The following is a 16,583-nucleotide window of genomic DNA, read 5'->3' on the forward strand; positions in this document are numbered from 1 at the left end:
CTAATCTCCTTTCCGGGGTCGTCATCGTTTCTGATGCGCCTCATTGAAACATTCAGTCTGCAACCTGTCCGCTTCCAAACGTGTAAGTTAATCGCCATAAATTACACGCAGAAAGCTGATTCCGCGAACGTCAGTTATTTATCATACCATCTCCTATGGTTGTGGTGCGATGGCAACCGGCAGGCGGAAATATTGCGTTTCGCCCGGCTGCAGCGTAACGGTGAAAGCCGGTTCATCCGGCAGCAATGGCGAATGGACCTGGCCGGTCACCGTTTCCGGGGTCGGATTGTGCAGCGCCGCCCGCCATTCCCGCTCATTGGATTGCAGTTCGATCCGGATGTCGGGCCGGTCGCAGACCAGCGGATGGCCGATGAAGACCTCCCGGGCGGCCGTCGAAGGCAATAGCGCGATTGTTTCGCCGTCGTATACCGGCAGTAATTCCAACGTGTGGCGGCGCCGGTCGCAGACGGCGGCGGCGAAATTGTTTTCCAGTCCGGTTACCCGGATAGGACAGTCCGGCAGAATCGTACTGCCGGCATGGAGCAATAATTCGACCCGGCCGTCCCGGGCGGCTGTCGTTACCGGAAACAGGACGTTCGGGTCGCGTTCGCCGTGGCGCAGTTCGACGGCATCCTGCATGGCACCGAACGAGGCCTGCAGCATGGCCGCCAAATTGGCATTGCGGTCAGTGCCGCTGTCCAACGCCACCAGCAGTTTCTGCCGGAAAACGTCGCCGCGGCGGATTTGGTTGTCCGGCAGCGTGTAGCCGACTTCCAGGCAGTTGCGGTACGGGTAAGCGCCGGAAACCAGCGCGTGATTGTGGCTGTTGCTGATGCCGACGGCGGCGGTATAACCGTCCTGCAGGGCAAAGACCAGCCAGTTGCCGGCCCGGCCGGGAAACAGTGTGACGCCGTCGCCGGCCGCGAGCTGCCCGGTATCGCAAATTTTGAAACAGTTTTCACCGGGCAGCTCTTCCTGATCAAATTGACCGGTTCCGGCGATGGCGCCCTGCTTTAAAAAGCGGTAATGCGGCAGCGGCTGGACTGTCGTCGAGCCCATCAGCCGCAGCAGCCGGACGCTAATGGCATTTTCAGTCGGGACGGCCCCGCCCGGCAGGCCGTTGCGCAGCAGGTGGGTGGGGTGTCCCGGGCTTTCCGAGGCGGCGATGGTGAAATCCTGCTGCGCTTCGAATTCCCCTTCGATCAGCAGCAGCGACAGTCCGTAAAGTGCCGGCCGGAAGATGGTGAAGCGACTTCTGCCGCGCATATAGGCGTCGTCGAGGAGGCTGTCGGTGACGATCAGTTTCGCGCTGCTGGCCACGCAATAACGTTTGACCAGCTCGGTCAGTCCGCCCGATTTGACGACTTTGCCGTCGTGCGGCAGGTAGCCGGGCACCGTTTCAAAGCCGCTGATGGCCCCCCAGGTGACATCTTCGCCGGCCGGCGCAATTTCTTCGGGAGGAACGTTGACCAGGAACAATCCGCCGTCCATGCCGGTGATCCAGCAGCTCAGGATACTGGTTTCCCGCCCCAGCTCCGGCTGGTTGAAATTCAGGATCAGATTCTGTTTGTCCACGCACATCGTATAGTTGAGGCGCGGATTCAAGGCCCGGATGCCGTTGGAAATCAGGCGTCCGCCCTGTTGATCGCGCCAGCTCAACAGCCAGACGCCGTTGTCGGCGACTTCGAGCGGAAAATTGTGCTGCAATTCGGCCGATTCCGTTGCCAGACGCCGCCAGACCGTGTTGTTGTGCACCAGCTCCAATTCGCCGCCGTCCGGCAGGGCGGCCAGGTGCAACAGCATTCGGGCCGGATTGACGCCATCCGGATTCCATTCCAAGCTGCCCGCCTGCCGGATCAGCCGGTCATCCTGCTGTAATGCAAAGGCGGCGAGGCGCGCGCCGGTGGACAGATAGGTGGCGCCGGAATCGGCGAATGTTTTCAGGCTGTCGGGGATTGCGGCGGCATCCGAAGCCAGCGCAATGGTTTTGGCCCCGGTGTAGGCCGCCAGCGTCTCCGGGGAGGAAACCTGAACGACGGCGGCCGGAATCAACCGATAGTCGCTGGCGGTCAATTCCCGGTAGAGTGTTTCGGCATCCCCGGTCAATTGGCTGTCGGTGTACGACAATACCGATAAACCGGTGTAGAATTTCAGGTACCACGGTGATTTGGCATTGGCGGCCGGCCGGTCGAGAATGACTCCCGGCCAGCCGAGGTTGAACAGCAGTGCCGGCCAGTAGAGGTCGTCGAATTCTTCCGGGGTTGGAAAACGTTTCGGATCGATAACGAACCGGTTGCCCCGTTCGGGTTGTTCCAGATAAAGGGCCGGCAGAATCAGGAATGTTTCATCGCCGGCTGTCCGGCATTGCTGCCGGAAGCGCTCGAACCGTTCCCCGTCATTGCGGCCGGCTCGCAGCGCCAGAACGGCGTAATCATTCCGGTTGGCGCGCGCCGCCGCGAAATAGGCGGACCAGTCGCTTTCCGGTGTTTCGGCCGGCAGCACGGCCAGAATTCCGCTGTAGGCGGCTCGGCCATCGCCGGGGATTGCCGTCGGTGCCTCCGGGACGGGCAGCGGGCGGATGCGCGGCGCCGGCTGTTCCGGCCGGGCAACACCCCGTCCGGCTGCCAGCGATGGCACCGCCAGATAGGCCAGCAGCCGGTCATAAAATTCCCGGGTGTCGCCGCGTTGCAACGCATAGCCGTCATAGGCCGGATGGGAACCGTTCTCCAGTGGATACATCGGATCGATTGCCACTACCGCAACCCGGCCTTTGCCGAAGTCCCGTACCGCCGCGATGGTTGCCGGAGCGGCGGCCGGTCCGCCGGTGATCAGCGTCTGCCATTCGGATTGGGGCAGCAATTTGCCGGTGGCCGGTTCGTAATCGGCCTTGCCGCCGGGATAATAGAACTCCTGCAAGCCGGCAGTGACCGCATGATTGCGGTTCAGCCGGTCGGTGCGGTAAAAGAAATAACGGCTGGTCCATTCGACGGCGACTTCGTGGTCCGGGTCGCTCAGCCGTTCCCGGTGGTATTCGATCCCGAAGGGGCGCAGCAATTCGTTCAATTCAGCGGTCGCCCGGTCGAAGTCGCCGTAACCGTTAAAACCGGTCATCACCAGCAGACCGCCGCCATTGGCGACGAAGTCGGCAAGCTGCCGCCGGAATTCCGGCGGGTAGTTTTCGGCTTCGGTGTCGCTGCGGGTCAGGATGACCAGATTGGCGGCTTCCGGCAGCTGGCGGCCGGTCCGGGTTTGAACCGACAGGTTTTTCCGGGCCAGATGATGTTGGTAGTCGGCGGAAATCCGCGGTGTGAAGTGGCCGGCCGCCGCGGTCAGGAAAACAGCCAGCGGCACCCGTTCTGCGGCCGGCGGCGCGGCTTCGTCATCCAACTGAATCGCACCGATACCCAGCTTTGAAGCGGCTTCGCCATCCGCCCGGTCCAGCCGGAGCCGGATGAAATCGACCGCCGCGAAATCAAAATTACTGCCGTCCCAGTAGGTGTCGGCGAAATCGCCGGACGGACCGCTGGCCGGTGCGCCCAGTTGGAACACCAGTTCCCGCCGGCCGGTGAAATTGATCAGTCTGGGTTCGGTTTGCAGAAAACGGTTGTTGACGGCATTGCCGAGAATCAGCCGCAATGTCTGGTTGGATCCGTCGCCGCCGACGGTCAGGCGGAGTTGCCGGAAAGGCCGGAAGTCGTGCGGTTCGGCCAAATTGGCGCTGCACCAGACGAAGCTTCGGGCATTCGGCAGTTCCGAATGCCACTGCCACAATTCACCCGGCCGGGCCGGTGCTTCCAGCGTGGCACGGGATTGGTTATGCGTTTCCAGCGTCCAAGTTTCCTGCAACGGGACGGCAGTGGGGGCCGCCGTAGCCGTCCGGAGTCCCAAGGCCAGACAGCCGGCTCCCAGAATGATCTGTTTCAACATCGTCACCTTTCACCTTTATTCCCAGGGCATGAACCACTCTTTTTCATTGATCTCCAACGCATAGACCTTCTCCGCCGCAGCGTGGCCGTCGATCCAGCCGACATTGGCGGAATCGCCATGTTTGCTGCGTAACGCATCGCCGACGTTCACGCCGTTGTAAGTATTGGTCGGGGAAACACAGTAACGCCATTGCGCCCAGGCTGGTCCGGTGCCGGAAGCGGAAAGGGCGTTGTCGCCGATTAAAATCAATGTCGATGGTCGTTCAAAGCCGGATAGTTTGGCATTCACTGCCTGCAAGCTGGAGTTCAGCAGCAGATAGTGATTGTAACCGTATCCCAGCGTGGTATTTCCCGGGCCGTTCAAACTGCCGGGCAGGGCCGGGCAGAGCTGGGCAGCCGGAAATTTATCATAATCGGTCATGTCGTTGCTGCAGGCCAAGCCGCCGACATATTCGCGCAGCCGCTGCATGAAATTCCAGCCGGCCCAGGCATGGGTATTGTCGTAATCGGCCGGCAGATAATCCTGATTGTCGTTGGCATAGAGGTGGAGTCCGGTGGTGTTCTGTTTGACGTTGCTCAGGCATTTGATCCGGATCGCCGCTGCTTTGGCTTTGCCCAGCGCCGGCAACAACATGCTAGCTAAGATGGCAATGATTGCGATAACAACTAGTAATTCAATTAGTGTGAAAACTCTCTTCGCTTTCATTTCGTTTCCCTTTCCTGGTTATTGAAAGCTCATTTCTGCCTGGTATTGTTTGACGGCACAGCACAATGCCGTTTCGTCTGGATCATTATCGCCGGCGGGTTGCCTCCGGGTGGAATGACGGACGGCCAGATGGCATGGCACCACGGTGTTTTCCGTTTCGTTATTTCCCGATATTTGCCGGAACAGGTTGGCAATCAGTTGACGGCCGAGTTCTTCCGGTTGCAATTCCATCGAGGTGATCGACGGCCGGTGCAGCCGGGCCATTTGAGAGTTATTGCAGCCGCAGATGCCGAAATCACGACCTGCTTCGACCCTGTCGCGCAGCAGTTGATCGGTAACGCAGACCGCCAGAAAGTCATCGCCGCAGACCACCGCATCGGCGCCGGCCGCCAGCAGTTGACGTGCTCCCGTCCGCCCGCTGTGCTCGGAATATTCACCGAAGAGAATCCGGTTGCGCGGACACGGCAGTCCGGCGGCGTGCAGCACGCCTTTGTAACCGGCCAGCCGGTCCCGGGTAACGGTGAAGTCCCGGCCGTAGCCGAAAAAACCGATACGGCGAAAGCCGCGTTCATAGAGATGGCGGGCCAGGGCCGCGCCGACTTCGACATTGTCCGAGTCGACCGAAGCAATGTTGCGCTGATTCGGCTGGCCCAGCACCACCAGCGGCAGAGCCAATTTTTTCAACTGCCGCAGCCGCAGGTCGTGAAAATGCGGGTCGGCGATAATCGCGCCGGCCAAGCCACCCGCCCGGGCCAGTTCGAAATAACGCTCCTCTTTGGCCGAAAAAAGCAGCAGATCGGCTTCCCGCGGCTGCAGCGCCTCCTTGAGTCCGGCCACCAGCCGCATGCTGAACTCGCTGGCTGAAGTGTATTCCATGATCAAAGCCAGCGTTTGCCGCTGGCGGGGCGACTGATCGTCTGGCATTGTCCGCCGGCCGGCGGCGAAAGTCCCTTTGCCCGGCACCCGGACGACCAGTTGGCGCCGTTCCAGTTCAGCCAGCGCCAGCCGCACGGTCATATGGCTGACGCCGTAGCGGCGGCACAATTCCCGTTCCGACGGCAGCAGGCCGTCCGGTGCCAGCGCGCCGGAGCGGATCAATTCTTCCAACGTGTCCTGCAGCTGCCGGTAGAGCGGGAGCGGGTTATTTTTCAGTAAAATCATTTTTTTTGTTGTAAATTATAACTGTTTATATTGTTTTGAAATTATAATAGAATATTAGCAAATTTTGACGATAAAGTCAACCCCCCCGGCCGGGAATTTATTGTGATTTTTTGTTGTCGCCTTAATTTTGAAGCAATAATTGCAGAAAATGATTGGCAAAACCGGTCCCTCGGCACTATAAATATCAATGTGTCACTTGCCGGATGGTTGAAACGGTTGCAAATGATTGGGAGGGTATCATGGTGAAAAAGACGTTGTTGCTGGGAGCATGTGCGCTGTTGGCGATGACCGGCTGTACTGCGGTGGATCAGGGATTCATGGTGGAAGAAGCCGATCAGATGAGCAGCGGCCGCGGCGCGTCGTCTAGGATTAATGGGGTTGACGGCGCTGCTATACTTCCCGCATGCGGCGAGACCTGGGGGGAAGGGGCGGCGGTCGCGGCGGATATGATGGCGATGGCGACGGCGCCGGCGGAAGCGCCGCAGGTCGAAACGGCTCCGGCCTATGCTGGCGGCGGCAACGGCGGGGAGGAGTCGCAGCCCATGGCACGGCAGCGGATCACCAGTATTTTTCTGGTTTACAGCGTCAGCGATGTGAAACAAGCGATCAAGGAGGCGGAAGCGATCGCCAAAGACTGCAATGGTTATGTGCAGAGCATCGGCGACTACAATGTCATTCTGCGGATTCCGGCCGATGCATTGACTGAGGCGAACGAGCTATTGAGTAAGCTGGGGACTTTGCAGAGCCGGCAGGAGCAGGTGGAAGATGTCACCGGCGAGATGTTCGATGTGGAGACGCGGATCGGCAACCTCGAAAAGCTGCGGGAACGGTTGCTGGCGATTGCCGACAAAGCGGTCAAAGTCGAAGACATGCTGATGGTGGAAAAGGAGTTGAATCGGGTTTCCGGCGAACTGGAACTGTTGAAAGGACGGCTGAATTTGTTGCGCAACCAGGTGAACTATGCGACGATCCGGATTGGCTTCAATGAAGTAATTCCGGTGACGCAGCGGCTGGAACGGCGTATGCCAGTGCCGTGGGTGGCCGAATTGGGCGGTGAAATCCTGTCGAATGCCAACCGGTTCAACGCGGTCCAGCGGTTCCCGTACGACGTGGCTTTGCCGGAGGATTTCATCGTCACGTATTCCGACGGCAGGCAGTTGCTGGCGATTTCGCCGGATCGGAAAGCCGTACAACTGCAGCGTCGCAACAATTTGAAGGGCGGTTCGCTGAAATTCTGGCAGGAGACCGTCAAACGGGCGTTGGAAGAAGCCAATTTTTATCGGATCGATGAAGTCAGGGAGATTGTCATCGGCGAAGGAATTCCGGCGGTGGAGATCACCGCTCACAAAATGATCGGCGACGAAAATTGGTATTATCGCGTCTATGTGTTTCTCGACCGTGCCTGGTATGATTTCTGCGGGGAAGGCGAAGTGTATCTCTATGAATTTCAGGCGCCGGAAGTCGGCTTCGGGAAGGACAAGGCGGCTGTCGGCCGGCTGCTTGAAACCGTCGACCTGAGCATGTGGAAATAGCCGGCCGGCTCAAAATGCCGGGCGTCAACCACAGACGTCCGGTATTTTGATGGCTCCGGGTGAGAAAAACCTACAGGAAACGCCGCATCAGAGTGATTTCCGAAGTCGTCAGTTTCAGGCTCCGGCAGAATAATTGGTCGATCTGCAGCTGGCGTTCGGCGGAGTAATGTCCGGTTTGCGCCCGGGCAAGCCGTCCGACGGTTTGCTGCAATTCCGAAGAAAGCTCGGGAATCGGCAGCCGGCGCAGCAGCGTCAGCTTGATCTGGGCGAAGTTCCGGCCGCGTTCGTCGCTGGTCGCCCGGTAATAGAAGTTGACCACCATACTGTTCAACGCCGCCAGCAGATACCACGGGTCGGCGGCAACCGGAGCGGAACCGTGCAGGGTATTGCTGTAATAATAGCGCCCCTCGGCATCGTAGGCGGCGATGATCCGGTCGGCGGTCTGGCGGGTCAGCAGCTTCGGACGCTCGAATACGGCCGGCTGGCGCAGCCGCAGGCCGTTGCCGCCGCGCTGTTGTTCCAGTTGCCGCATTGTTTCCGGCCGATAGTCGATTTGGTCGCCTTCATAATGGATTTGATAAGCCGAAATTTGCCGTCCGAACAGCAACGGTTTGGCGCCGTCGGGAAGCTGGCGGCCGAACAGTTTGTCGCCGACTTTGCTCTGGATGATGCCGTCGCGGCTGTCGGCCAACTGGCCGAGTGGCGTGGAACGGGCGACGATTTTGGCCAGCAGCCGGCTGACGGCGGAATCGGCGGATAAGACGAATTGACCGGTTTGCCGGTGGTACAGTTCGTCCAGCGGCAGGAATTGCCGGTTGCCGACCTCGACGGTCCGACTGCCGGGACACGGTCTGGGGCGATAGGCGAGGACGACACTGTCGACCGCCGCCTGACGGAAGCTGCGCGGCGGCAGCCGTTGCAGACGGGTCAGTTGCCAGCGCCGCAGCAGGTGCTCCCGTAAGGTTTGATATTGGGTGTTGAGCAGCAGCCGGTCCGGAATGACAAAAGCGGCGACGCCGGAATCGGCCAGTTGGGCGGCCGCCTGTTCCAGGAACAAACTGAACAGGTTGAAGCGCCCGGTGGCCAGCCGGAAGCGTCCGGCCAGTTCCCGGCGCCGCTCTGTTGGAATATCCCGGATTTGAACGAACGGCGGATTGCCGACGATCCAGTCGAGTTGCCGGAAATTGGTATCCAGATAATCCTGCCGGTACAGTTCGAAGTGGAAATTCGCCTGGGTGGTCTGCCGAAAGAGCGCCAGCCGGCGCCGGGTGATGGCCAGGGCCAGCGGATTGATATCGACGCCAAGGCATTGCAGTTGGGCCTGCGGCCGTTGCCGGACTGCTTCGATCAGAAAGGCGCCGGCGCCGACTGCCGGGTCGAGAATACGCTTGCCGTCGGGGAAGGCGGCCAGCGCCGCCTCCAGAACCGGCCGGATCAGGGACGGCGGCGTGAAGAAGCTGCCGCTCAGTTGCCGCTCGGAACGTTTCCGTTCTTCACTGCCGCTTAAATAATGCTGCAGCCAGTCGCCGGCCAGTTGCGGCGTCAACGCCAGCCATGACAAGGTTGCGGTATTTTCCGCCGCAGTCAGCGGATAACCGGCCAGCGGAACCGCCAGCGGGTTGTCGTTGCCGGCCAGCAATTCGAAGTATTGTTCGATCAGCGATTCCGGCGAAAGCCGATGTTGGCGGCGATATGCTTCCAGCCGGCTGACGGCGGTTCTGGTCCAGCCGGCCGGGGCCGGCCAGTTGCCGCGCCGGGCGTTTTGCAAAGCCTGGCGGACCAGTTGCCGCTCCGGCTGCAGCGGCAGCGCGCTCCATCCGGCATCGGTACGCCGGAGCAGGAAATTGCCGGTATCGGTTTGAATCCAGCTCCAGCGAACGGACGCTGCCAGCATTTGAAGCCGTTCCGCCAACGAAACGGACAAATCGGCGAGATTGCCGGATAGCTCCAGCCGAATTCCCGGCTCCCGGAGGTGGTTCCACAAGAAATCCGCCCTTTGAGCCGAATCGGTTCCGGCCGGCGCGGCAATTGCCGCAAAAAGCTGTCGGGCAGCGGGCATCAATGCGTCGCGTTGACGACGGCAATAAACTGCCGCAGCCATTCGACATGCGCCGTCCAGGCCGGACCGGTGACCAGATTGCCGTCGGTGACGGCGTCCGGCAGCCCGACTTCGATATATTCACCGCCGGCGGCGATCACTTCCGGTTTGACGGCGGGATAAGCGGAAAGTTTCCGGCCGCGAACGACATCGGCGGAAGTCAGCAGTTGCGGTCCGTGGCAGATTGCCGCGATCGGCTTGTCGGCGGCGGCGAAAGCCTTCACCAGCGCGATGACGCCATTGTGCAGCCGCAGATATTCCGGCGCCCGGCCGCCGGGAATGACCAGCGCATCGTAATCTTCGGCCTGTACCGCCTCGAAATTGGCATTCAACACGAAATTGTGGCCGCGTTTTTCCGAATAAGTCTGATCTCCTTCGAAATCGTGGATGGCGGTTCGGACATATTCGCCGGCTTTGCGGTCGGGACAAACCGCATCGACCTGGAAACCGACGATCTGGAGCGCCTGGAACGGAACCATCATTTCGTAATCTTCGACATAATCACCGGCCAGCATCAGAATTTTTTTGCTCATGGCAAAATTCCCTTTCGCAGTTGGATCGGATGGGGCGTTGGAAGAGAAGCCGCCGTCCTGTTTTTTCGGATATCAATATACACCAGAAATATCGAAGTTGCAAGAAAGGCCTGGCGGTCCGTCGTCAAGCCCATTCCTGGCCCATCAACGTCGCCTCCGTTCCGTAAGAGGCCAGCTTTTCCGGCGTCCGGAGTTGCTGGACCGGCCAGACCCGGTAGCCTTGTTTTTGCCAGAACGGCACGGAATGTTGAACGGCGATCAGGTGGGAACGCCGGAAGCGTCGCCGGAGCGCCGCTTGTCTGGCGGCGTCGAACAGTGCCGATGCCAGCCGTTTGCCGCGCAAAGCCGGATGTAGCGCCAGGTCATGCAGGTAGAACGATTCTGCCGCTTCGGGCAGTTGTTCCAGATACCCATGCAGTTCCGGCACCCGGTCGGCGTGCCACGGATGTGCCAGCACGTAACCGTGCACTTCACCGTCGGCCAGACAGACGAAGCAACAGTCCGGAGCCAGTTCCCATTTGCGGATCATGACCCGGTCGGACTCCGGTACGATATCCCGATAGGCGATCGCCTGTACGCGTAGAACGCCGGGCAGATGTCCGGCCTGCATGGGATCAATTTGCAGGTTCATGGTCGGAACGCTTTCAGAAAATCATATAAGGAGAAATGCTGCTGTCCTTCACCAGCTTGCTGAGGATGGGAATCAGTTCGCCGAGTTCGCCGTCGGCGGCGCTGACCGGGATAATCGGCGTCATTTCACTGCCGAGGGCTTCGCGCAGCGCCGCGAGATTTTCCCGGCTTTCCGGCAAATCCATCTTGTTGGCGACGATGACGGCCGGCCGTTTGGACAGACCTCTCATATAAAGTTCCAGTTCGCTCTGCAAATGACGGTAATCTTCATAGGGCGACCGCCCGTCAACGCCGGCCATGTCCAGTACGTAAGCCAGCACATGGGTCCGTTCGATGTGTTTCAGGAAGGCATGGCCGAGCCCGACATTGGCGTGAGCGCCGTCAATCAAGCCCGGAATATCGGCGATGGTCAATCGCCCGTAAGCCGGCAGTTCAACGACGCCGACCACCGGATGCAGTGTCGTGAACGGGTAGGGGGCGACTTTGGGACGCGCCTGGGAAACCGCCCGCAGCAGCGTGGATTTGCCGGCGTTGGGATAGCCGACCAGGCCGACGTCGGCGATGGTTTTCAGTTCCAGTTCCAGCCGGCGTTCTTCGCCGGGCTTGCCCTCTTCGCATTGGCGCGGCGCCCGGTTGGTGCTGGTGGCGAAACGGGCGTTGCCGCGTCCGCCTTTGCCGCCCCGGGCGACGACGAACTGCAGGCCGGAGGTATCGAGGTCGGCAAGCAGTTCGCCGGTTTCCTGATCGGTCACCACGGTGCCGACCGGCACGTCGAGTATAATATCCGGCGCTTTGCGGCCATGCAGATCTTTGCCCTTGCCGTGGGGACCGTTGGCGGCGGCATAATGACGGTTGTAAACAAGATCGACCAGACTTTGTTCGTCGGTAGAAGCTCTTAAGATGACGTTGCCGCCGTCGCCGCCGTCGCCGCCGTCCGGGCCGCCTTTCGGGATGAATTTTTCGCGCCGGAAGCTGCAGCAGCCATTGCCGCCGTTGCCGCCTTTTACTGTAATTTTAGCACGATCCACAAACATATCTTACTCCTCTGCCGTTTGGGTTCCGCAACCGATCAGATTCAAAAAAAAGAGCCCAAGGCACAAAACCCGGGCTCAATCCGACACGAAATTCGAGCGGAAACCGCTCGTTTCAGGCCATCGGAACGATGTTGACCTGACGCGTGGTTTTCTTGAACTCAACCGTACCGTCGCACAGCGCGAAGAGCGTGAAATCGCGTCCGCAGCCGACATTTTTGCCGGGCCGGAATTTCGTGCCGCGCTGCCGGACGATGATGCTGCCGGCCGATACATATTCACCGCCGTAGGCTTTCACGCCGAGGTACTTCGGGTTGCTGTCGCGGCCGTTTCGGCTGCTGGATTGACCTTTTTTATGCGCCATGATTGCAATTCCTTATGTTAACTTCACTTTTGTCTTTTGTCAAGTTTGTTCATAATTCAAGAATATCTAATATAGCCTTCGACCGGAAAATATCAAGCATCTTCCAGGAAAAAAATGAACTTTTCGACGGAAAAACCGGTCGAAGATTGAAGAAAAAAGAAAAATGGAAAGAATTTGTATTTCCGGAAAGACCGGCTATACTAAAGAATGGACAATGCGGTTCGAAAACAATCTGGGGGTGTTCCGGATTCGACTGGCAGGGTTCGGGGTTGATTGCATGCCGAGGATGATTGTTGGCCTCGTAAATCATCAATCGAACGAATAATTGCGAACGATCAAGAGTTTGCTCTGGCCGCTTAATTGACGGCCTCGTACTTCCCCTGACGGGTGTTAAGGGATAAGTGCGTCATCTAACGCCCTGGTCGGCTGTTTCATCTTTCGGCAGCCGATAAGACAATAGAGAGGTTAGTCCGAAAGCCCGCCTGATTGCCGGCAAGGTGGACGGACGATAAGAATCCAAAGGCGATCTAAGCATGTAGAAGTTGATCTTAGACATTGTCAACACGCGGGTTCGACTCCCGCCACCTCCACCATATTTAAAAGCGGGCAGCCCGGAGTGTTTGTAAACACTTCGGGCTGTTTTCTTTTTTTTTGAAAATTTTGCTGAAAACTTTCCCCTGCCCGTTTCCCGGTCCTGAATTTTTTCGTAAAATTAAGATTGCCTCCGGATTGTCGGCCGGAAAATTATTGTTGCAATTACCGCTTTTCCGTGGTATTTTATCCGGATAATAATGAAATCAAGGAGCAATCGTGATGAAAAAAATCAGAGTGATGGTTGTCGGTTACGGCAACGTCGGCCGCGGCGTGATCAAGGCGCTGGCAGCCAATGAAGATATGGAACTGGCCGGCATCGTTTCCCGTTCGCCGGAACGGGTGCGCCGGGCGGTCGAGCTGCCGGTGCTGCCGGTGGAGGCGGTCGGCGAATGGCAGCAGGCGTTCCGGCCGGATATCGCCATTCTGTGCGGCGGTTCGAAGAATGATTTGCCGGAGCAGGGGCCCACGCTGGTCAACTGTGTTTCGACGGTCGACAGTTTCGACAATCACAGTTGCATTCCGCAATACTTCGAGCGGATGGACGCGGCCGGCCGGGCGGCCGGCCAGGTGGCGGTGATCTCCACCGGCTGGGATCCGGGCATCTTTTCGCTGGAACGGGTGTTGGCCAATGCGTTCATCCCCGGTTCCCGCGCCTACGGTTTCTACGGCTTGACCGGGAAGGGCGGTTTGAGTATGGGCCACTCCGATGCGCTGCGGACCATTCCGGGCGTCAGGGACGCCCGGCAATATACCCATGCGGTCGAAAGCGCCGTCGACCGGGTGCGGGCCGGTGAAAATCCGGAATTCGAACCCGGCGACATGCATACCAGGGAGTGCTTTGTCGTGCTCGACGCCGGCGCGGATCCGGCGGCGGTGGAAGCGGCGATCAAGTCGATGCCCGGTTATTTCGCTCCGTATCGGACGACGGTGCACTTCGTCTCTCAAGACGAATTGGATACGCGTTATCGGGGATTTCCGCACGACGGCTGCGTCGTGGCTGCCGGCGTGACCGGCGGCGAACATGCCGCGACGGTCGAATATCGTTGCAAATGGGAAAGCAACCCGGAAGCGACCGCCAACGTACTGGTAGCGCATGCCCGGGCGGCGGTGCGGCTGAAAGCGGAAGGCAAAACCGGCGCCTTTACGATCCTGGATATTCCGCCGGCTTACTTCAGTACCCACAGCCGGGCGGATCTGTTGAAAAAGTTCATGTAAAACAAAAGTGATCAAGTCGGTCCGCCGGAGGGCAGGACTCCGGCCGGCTGCATTCCGGAGGTGGATGATGTTGGGAAAATCGGTATGGACGTCGATGGTATTCGGATTGTCGCTGGCCTTGTCGCCGCTTGGGGCGTTGCAGACCGGCGACGCGGCGGAGACGCTTTCGGTCGACTGGCTGGAGGGACGCAGCGTGCCGCTGCTGCTCAACCGGGCAGACAAGAAGCAGCCGCTGGAAAAGGATCTGCGGGTCATCGTCTTTTTCGGGACCTATACGCCGCTGTCCCAGCAGATGATGCCGACTTTGATGGAGATGCAGAAGCGGTACCGCGACCAGGGGTTGCTGATCGGCGCGGTTTCGCCGGAGCCGGCGGAAAAAGTCGAGCCGTTCCTGAAAGCGTTTCCCAACGTCAATTTCAGTGTCGGCGTCGACCGGGACGGAGAGGGAACCGTCAAATATCTCGGGCCGCGGCCGATTCTGCCGAAGGTTTTCATCGTCGACAACTGCGATGAAATTCTCTGGGACGGTGAAGTCGAAGAGCTGCCCGATGTGCTCGAAAGCATTTTCGATCAGACCTACAGCCGGGACACCCAGAAGAAGATTGCGCCGCTGCTGTTGGAATTGGACCCGGCTTTGCGGACCGGCCGGCTCGGCGAAATCGAAAATCTGACCGACCGCATTTTGAAGGAGGCGCCCGGCAACGGCCAGGCGCTGCGGGCACGGCTGTTCAGTTATGAGAGCAATGGGCAGGTCGAGGCGGGCTGGGAGTTTTTGACGGCGCGGCGGAATGAATTTCCGAAGGAGCGCAAGCTTTATTTCATGCAGTTGGATATGGCGCTGCGTTACCGGCAGTTCTCCGGCGATCTGGTGCCGGTGGTGCGGTCCTTCCTGCTGAATTTTCCGGATCGCAGCGGGGAAATCAATTCGATCGCCTGGACTTTGCTGAACGGCGGCGATTTCAACAGCGACGCGATCAGCGCGGCCAGGCTTTGCATCGAAGCGCTGAAGCCGTTGCTGGACCGGTCCGATATTGACGCTTTGACGGCGACGCGCATTCTGACCAGCCAGGCGTTGTACCAGTACCGGATCGGCAATGTGCCGCTGGCGCTGGAATTGCAGAAACAGGCGGCCGACCGGGGCGTCGATACGTCCGAAGCGGAGGCGGTCAACCGTTTCGCCGCCTTCTATCAGGCGATCGAAGATTTGCGCCAGTAATTGCCGCGGCCGATTTGACCCGGATGATATTGAAACGTATATTACGCGGTTGTATATCATATTTTTAATCACAGCAATCTAAGGTAATAAACGAAGATGTTTGATGCGTTAAGCGATAAACTGCACGATGTGTTCCGGCATTTGCGCGGCCAGGCGAAATTGACCGAAGAGAATATCGCCGAGGCGATGCGCGAAATCCGGCTGGCGCTGCTTGAGGCCGATGTCAATCTCGAGGTCGCCAAGTCGTTCATCGACGCGGTTCGAAGCGATTGCGTCGGCCAGGAGGTCATCCGGAGCGTTACGCCGGGCCAGCAGGTCATCAAGATTGTCAACGACCGGCTGGTCGAACTGCTGGGCACCGAGAGCGCCGGGCTGAATCTGGCGGCCCAGCCGAGCGTGATCATGCTGGTCGGTCTGCACGGCAGCGGCAAGACGACGACGGCGGCCAAGCTGGCCAAACTGCTGACCAGGGAGAAGAAGACGGTGATGCTGGTTGCCGGCGACATTTACCGGCCGGCGGCGGTCGATCAGTTGGAATTCCTCGGCCGGGAGATCGGGGTGCCGGTGTTCACCGACCGCGGCAACATCAATGTCGCCAGCATCGCGGTAAAGGCGATCAACGAAGCGAAATTCCGCCATATCGATGTGGTGATTCTGGATACCGCCGGCCGGCTGCAGATCGATGAGGCGATGGTGCAGGAGCTGGTGCGGGTGCGCCAGGCGATCCGGGCCGACGAAACGCTGCTGGTGGCCGACGCCGCTCTCGGCCAGGAGGCGGTCGCCGTCGCCGACACCTTCCACAAGGCGTTGGATTTGACCGGTTTCATCCTGACCAAACTTGACGGCGACGCCCGCGGCGGCGCGGCGTTGTCGATCCGTAAAGTGACCAATTGTCCGGTCAAATTCATCGGCGTCGGTGAAAAACTCGACGACCTGGAACCGTTCCATCCCGAACGGATGGCCTCGCGGATTCTCGGCATGGGCGACGTGGTGTCCCTGGTGGAGCGGGCGGCGGCTGAAATCGACGAGGAAGAGGCGCGCAAGCTCCAGGAAAAGCTGAAGAAGAACAAGTTCGACTTTGAGGATTTTCTGGCCCAGCTGCGCCAGATTTCCAAGATGGGCGGCATCGAGTCGATCGCCAAATTTCTGCCGGGCGGCCGCCAGTTGACCGCGGCGATGGAAGGATTCGACCCGAAATATTTTTCCCGGCTGGAGGCGATCATCCTGTCGATGACCCGGGCGGAGCGTTCCGATCCGGATTTGATCGATTTTTCGCGCCGGAAACGGATTGCCGCCGGCAGCGGCACTTCGCTGGAGCAGGTCAGCGGCCTGATCAAGCAGGTGACGCAGATGCGCAAGATGTTGCGCAAAAACGGCATGCTGGGACGGTTGTTCTCCGGCGGCAGCGGCACCGAGCTGTCGATGGCCAGTGCGGCGTCCGGTCCGAGCCTCGGCGGTTTCGCGGTGACGACCGCCAACCGGAAAGAGGCGGAGAAGCGGAAACGGCTGGCGAAAATGCAGAAGAAAGAGCGCGCCAAACAGCGCAAGAAGAAAAAATAAACTTTTGGAAGAGACCT

12 protein-coding genes and 1 other RNA gene are annotated in these 16,583 nt (G+C 59.4%); 5 read left to right on the top strand and 8 right to left on the bottom strand.

What is annotated here, in order from left to right:
* Nucleotides 1-153: 153 nt before the first annotated feature.
* From HWX74_RS10240 to HWX74_RS10250, 3 genes are read right to left on the bottom strand one after another with little or no spacing between them, the layout of a single operon-like run.
* Nucleotides 154-3,927 carry a hypothetical protein gene (locus HWX74_RS10240; RefSeq protein WP_176013439.1) on the bottom strand — a complete coding sequence of 1,258 codons (3,774 nt, stop codon included), beginning with the start codon at nt 3,925-3,927 and terminating at the stop codon, nt 154-156.
* 15 nt (nt 3,928-3,942) lie between these two features.
* The gene (locus HWX74_RS10245; RefSeq protein WP_176013440.1) at nt 3,943-4,632 is read right to left on the bottom strand and encodes a type II secretion system protein; all 690 of its coding nucleotides are present in this window, start codon (nt 4,630-4,632) and stop codon (nt 3,943-3,945) included.
* Between the two features lie 18 nt (nt 4,633-4,650).
* Complete coding sequence (locus HWX74_RS10250; RefSeq protein ID WP_176013441.1) at nt 4,651-5,793, bottom strand: substrate-binding domain-containing protein; 1,143 nt, start codon at nt 5,791-5,793, stop codon at nt 4,651-4,653.
* 239 nt (nt 5,794-6,032) lie between these two features.
* Here HWX74_RS10250 and HWX74_RS10255 point away from each other — a divergent pair, with 239 nt between their 5' ends.
* Nucleotides 6,033-7,325, top strand: coding sequence for a DUF4349 domain-containing protein (locus tag HWX74_RS10255; RefSeq protein ID WP_176013442.1), 1,293 nt, complete (start codon nt 6,033-6,035; stop codon nt 7,323-7,325).
* Nucleotides 7,326-7,395: 70 nt separating this feature from the next.
* Here HWX74_RS10255 and HWX74_RS10260 read toward each other — a convergent pair whose 3' ends face one another.
* From HWX74_RS10260 to rpmA, 5 genes are all read right to left on the bottom strand, one after another.
* On the bottom strand, nt 7,396-9,426 hold the full coding sequence (locus HWX74_RS10260) for a TaqI-like C-terminal specificity domain-containing protein (protein WP_176013443.1): 2,031 nt from the start codon (nt 9,424-9,426) through the stop codon (nt 7,396-7,398).
* Entirely contained in the window at nt 9,384-9,956 is a 573-nt protein-coding gene (locus tag HWX74_RS10265) for a DJ-1/PfpI family protein (RefSeq protein WP_176013444.1), read from the bottom strand. The genes HWX74_RS10260 and HWX74_RS10265 overlap by 43 nt, the downstream gene beginning before the upstream one ends.
* Nucleotides 9,957-10,080: 124 nt before the next feature.
* Nucleotides 10,081-10,587: a GNAT family N-acetyltransferase gene (locus HWX74_RS10270; RefSeq protein ID WP_176013445.1), complete on the bottom strand. Its 507-nt coding sequence runs from the start codon at nt 10,585-10,587 to the stop codon at nt 10,081-10,083.
* A gap of 13 nt (nt 10,588-10,600) precedes the next feature.
* Nucleotides 10,601-11,620 (bottom strand): GTPase ObgE, encoded by a 1,020-nt coding sequence (gene obgE, locus HWX74_RS10275; RefSeq protein ID WP_176013446.1) that lies wholly within the window; start codon nt 11,618-11,620, stop codon nt 10,601-10,603.
* A 112-nt stretch (nt 11,621-11,732) separates the two neighbouring features.
* A complete protein-coding gene (gene rpmA / locus HWX74_RS10280; RefSeq protein WP_176013447.1) occupies nt 11,733-11,981 on the bottom strand; it encodes a 50S ribosomal protein L27 in 249 nt (82 codons plus the stop codon).
* Nucleotides 11,982-12,215: 234 nt separating this feature from the next.
* Here rpmA and ssrA point away from each other — a divergent pair.
* The 4 genes from ssrA (at nt 12,216) to ffh (ending at nt 16,566) form a co-directional block, all read left to right on the top strand.
* Nucleotides 12,216-12,574: a transfer-messenger RNA gene (gene ssrA / locus HWX74_RS10285) on the top strand.
* Nucleotides 12,575-12,794: 220 nt separating this feature from the next.
* Nucleotides 12,795-13,790, top strand: coding sequence for a diaminopimelate dehydrogenase (locus HWX74_RS10290; protein WP_176013448.1), 996 nt, complete (start codon nt 12,795-12,797; stop codon nt 13,788-13,790).
* A 64-nt stretch (nt 13,791-13,854) separates the two neighbouring features.
* The gene (locus tag HWX74_RS10295) at nt 13,855-15,006 is read left to right on the top strand and encodes a redoxin domain-containing protein (protein WP_176013449.1); all 1,152 of its coding nucleotides are present in this window, start codon (nt 13,855-13,857) and stop codon (nt 15,004-15,006) included.
* 96 nt (nt 15,007-15,102) lie between these two features.
* Nucleotides 15,103-16,566, top strand: coding sequence for a signal recognition particle protein (gene ffh, locus HWX74_RS10300; protein ID WP_176013450.1), 1,464 nt, complete (start codon nt 15,103-15,105; stop codon nt 16,564-16,566).
* Nucleotides 16,567-16,583: the final 17 nt, after the last annotated feature.

The organism is Victivallis sp. Marseille-Q1083, from assembly GCF_903645315.1.
Taxonomy (GTDB): domain Bacteria; phylum Verrucomicrobiota; class Lentisphaeria; order Victivallales; family Victivallaceae; genus UMGS1518.

What these genes read in the sequence shown, in the direction of transcription:
- HWX74_RS10240 (WP_176013439.1), bottom strand. Translation starts at nt 3,927, where the DNA reads ATGTTGAAACAGATCATTCTGGGAGCCGGCTGTCTGGCCTTGGGACTC.
- HWX74_RS10295 (WP_176013449.1), top strand. Translation starts at nt 13,855, where the DNA reads ATGATGTTGGGAAAATCGGTATGGACGTCGATGGTATTCGGATTGTCG.
- HWX74_RS10265 (WP_176013444.1), bottom strand. Translation starts at nt 9,956, where the DNA reads ATGAGCAAAAAAATTCTGATGCTGGCCGGTGATTATGTCGAAGATTAC.
- rpmA (WP_176013447.1), bottom strand. Translation starts at nt 11,981, where the DNA reads ATGGCGCATAAAAAAGGTCAATCCAGCAGCCGAAACGGCCGCGACAGC.
- obgE (WP_176013446.1), bottom strand. Translation starts at nt 11,620, where the DNA reads ATGTTTGTGGATCGTGCTAAAATTACAGTAAAAGGCGGCAACGGCGGC.
- HWX74_RS10245 (WP_176013440.1), bottom strand. Translation starts at nt 4,632, where the DNA reads ATGAAAGCGAAGAGAGTTTTCACACTAATTGAATTACTAGTTGTTATC.
- HWX74_RS10260 (WP_176013443.1), bottom strand. Translation starts at nt 9,426, where the DNA reads ATGGCTGCGGCAGTTTATTGCCGTCGTCAACGCGACGCATTGATGCCC.
- HWX74_RS10250 (WP_176013441.1), bottom strand. Translation starts at nt 5,793, where the DNA reads ATGATTTTACTGAAAAATAACCCGCTCCCGCTCTACCGGCAGCTGCAG.
- HWX74_RS10290 (WP_176013448.1), top strand. Translation starts at nt 12,795, where the DNA reads ATGAAAAAAATCAGAGTGATGGTTGTCGGTTACGGCAACGTCGGCCGC.
- HWX74_RS10255 (WP_176013442.1), top strand. Translation starts at nt 6,033, where the DNA reads ATGGTGAAAAAGACGTTGTTGCTGGGAGCATGTGCGCTGTTGGCGATG.
- HWX74_RS10270 (WP_176013445.1), bottom strand. Translation starts at nt 10,587, where the DNA reads ATGAACCTGCAAATTGATCCCATGCAGGCCGGACATCTGCCCGGCGTT.
- ffh (WP_176013450.1), top strand. Translation starts at nt 15,103, where the DNA reads ATGTTTGATGCGTTAAGCGATAAACTGCACGATGTGTTCCGGCATTTG.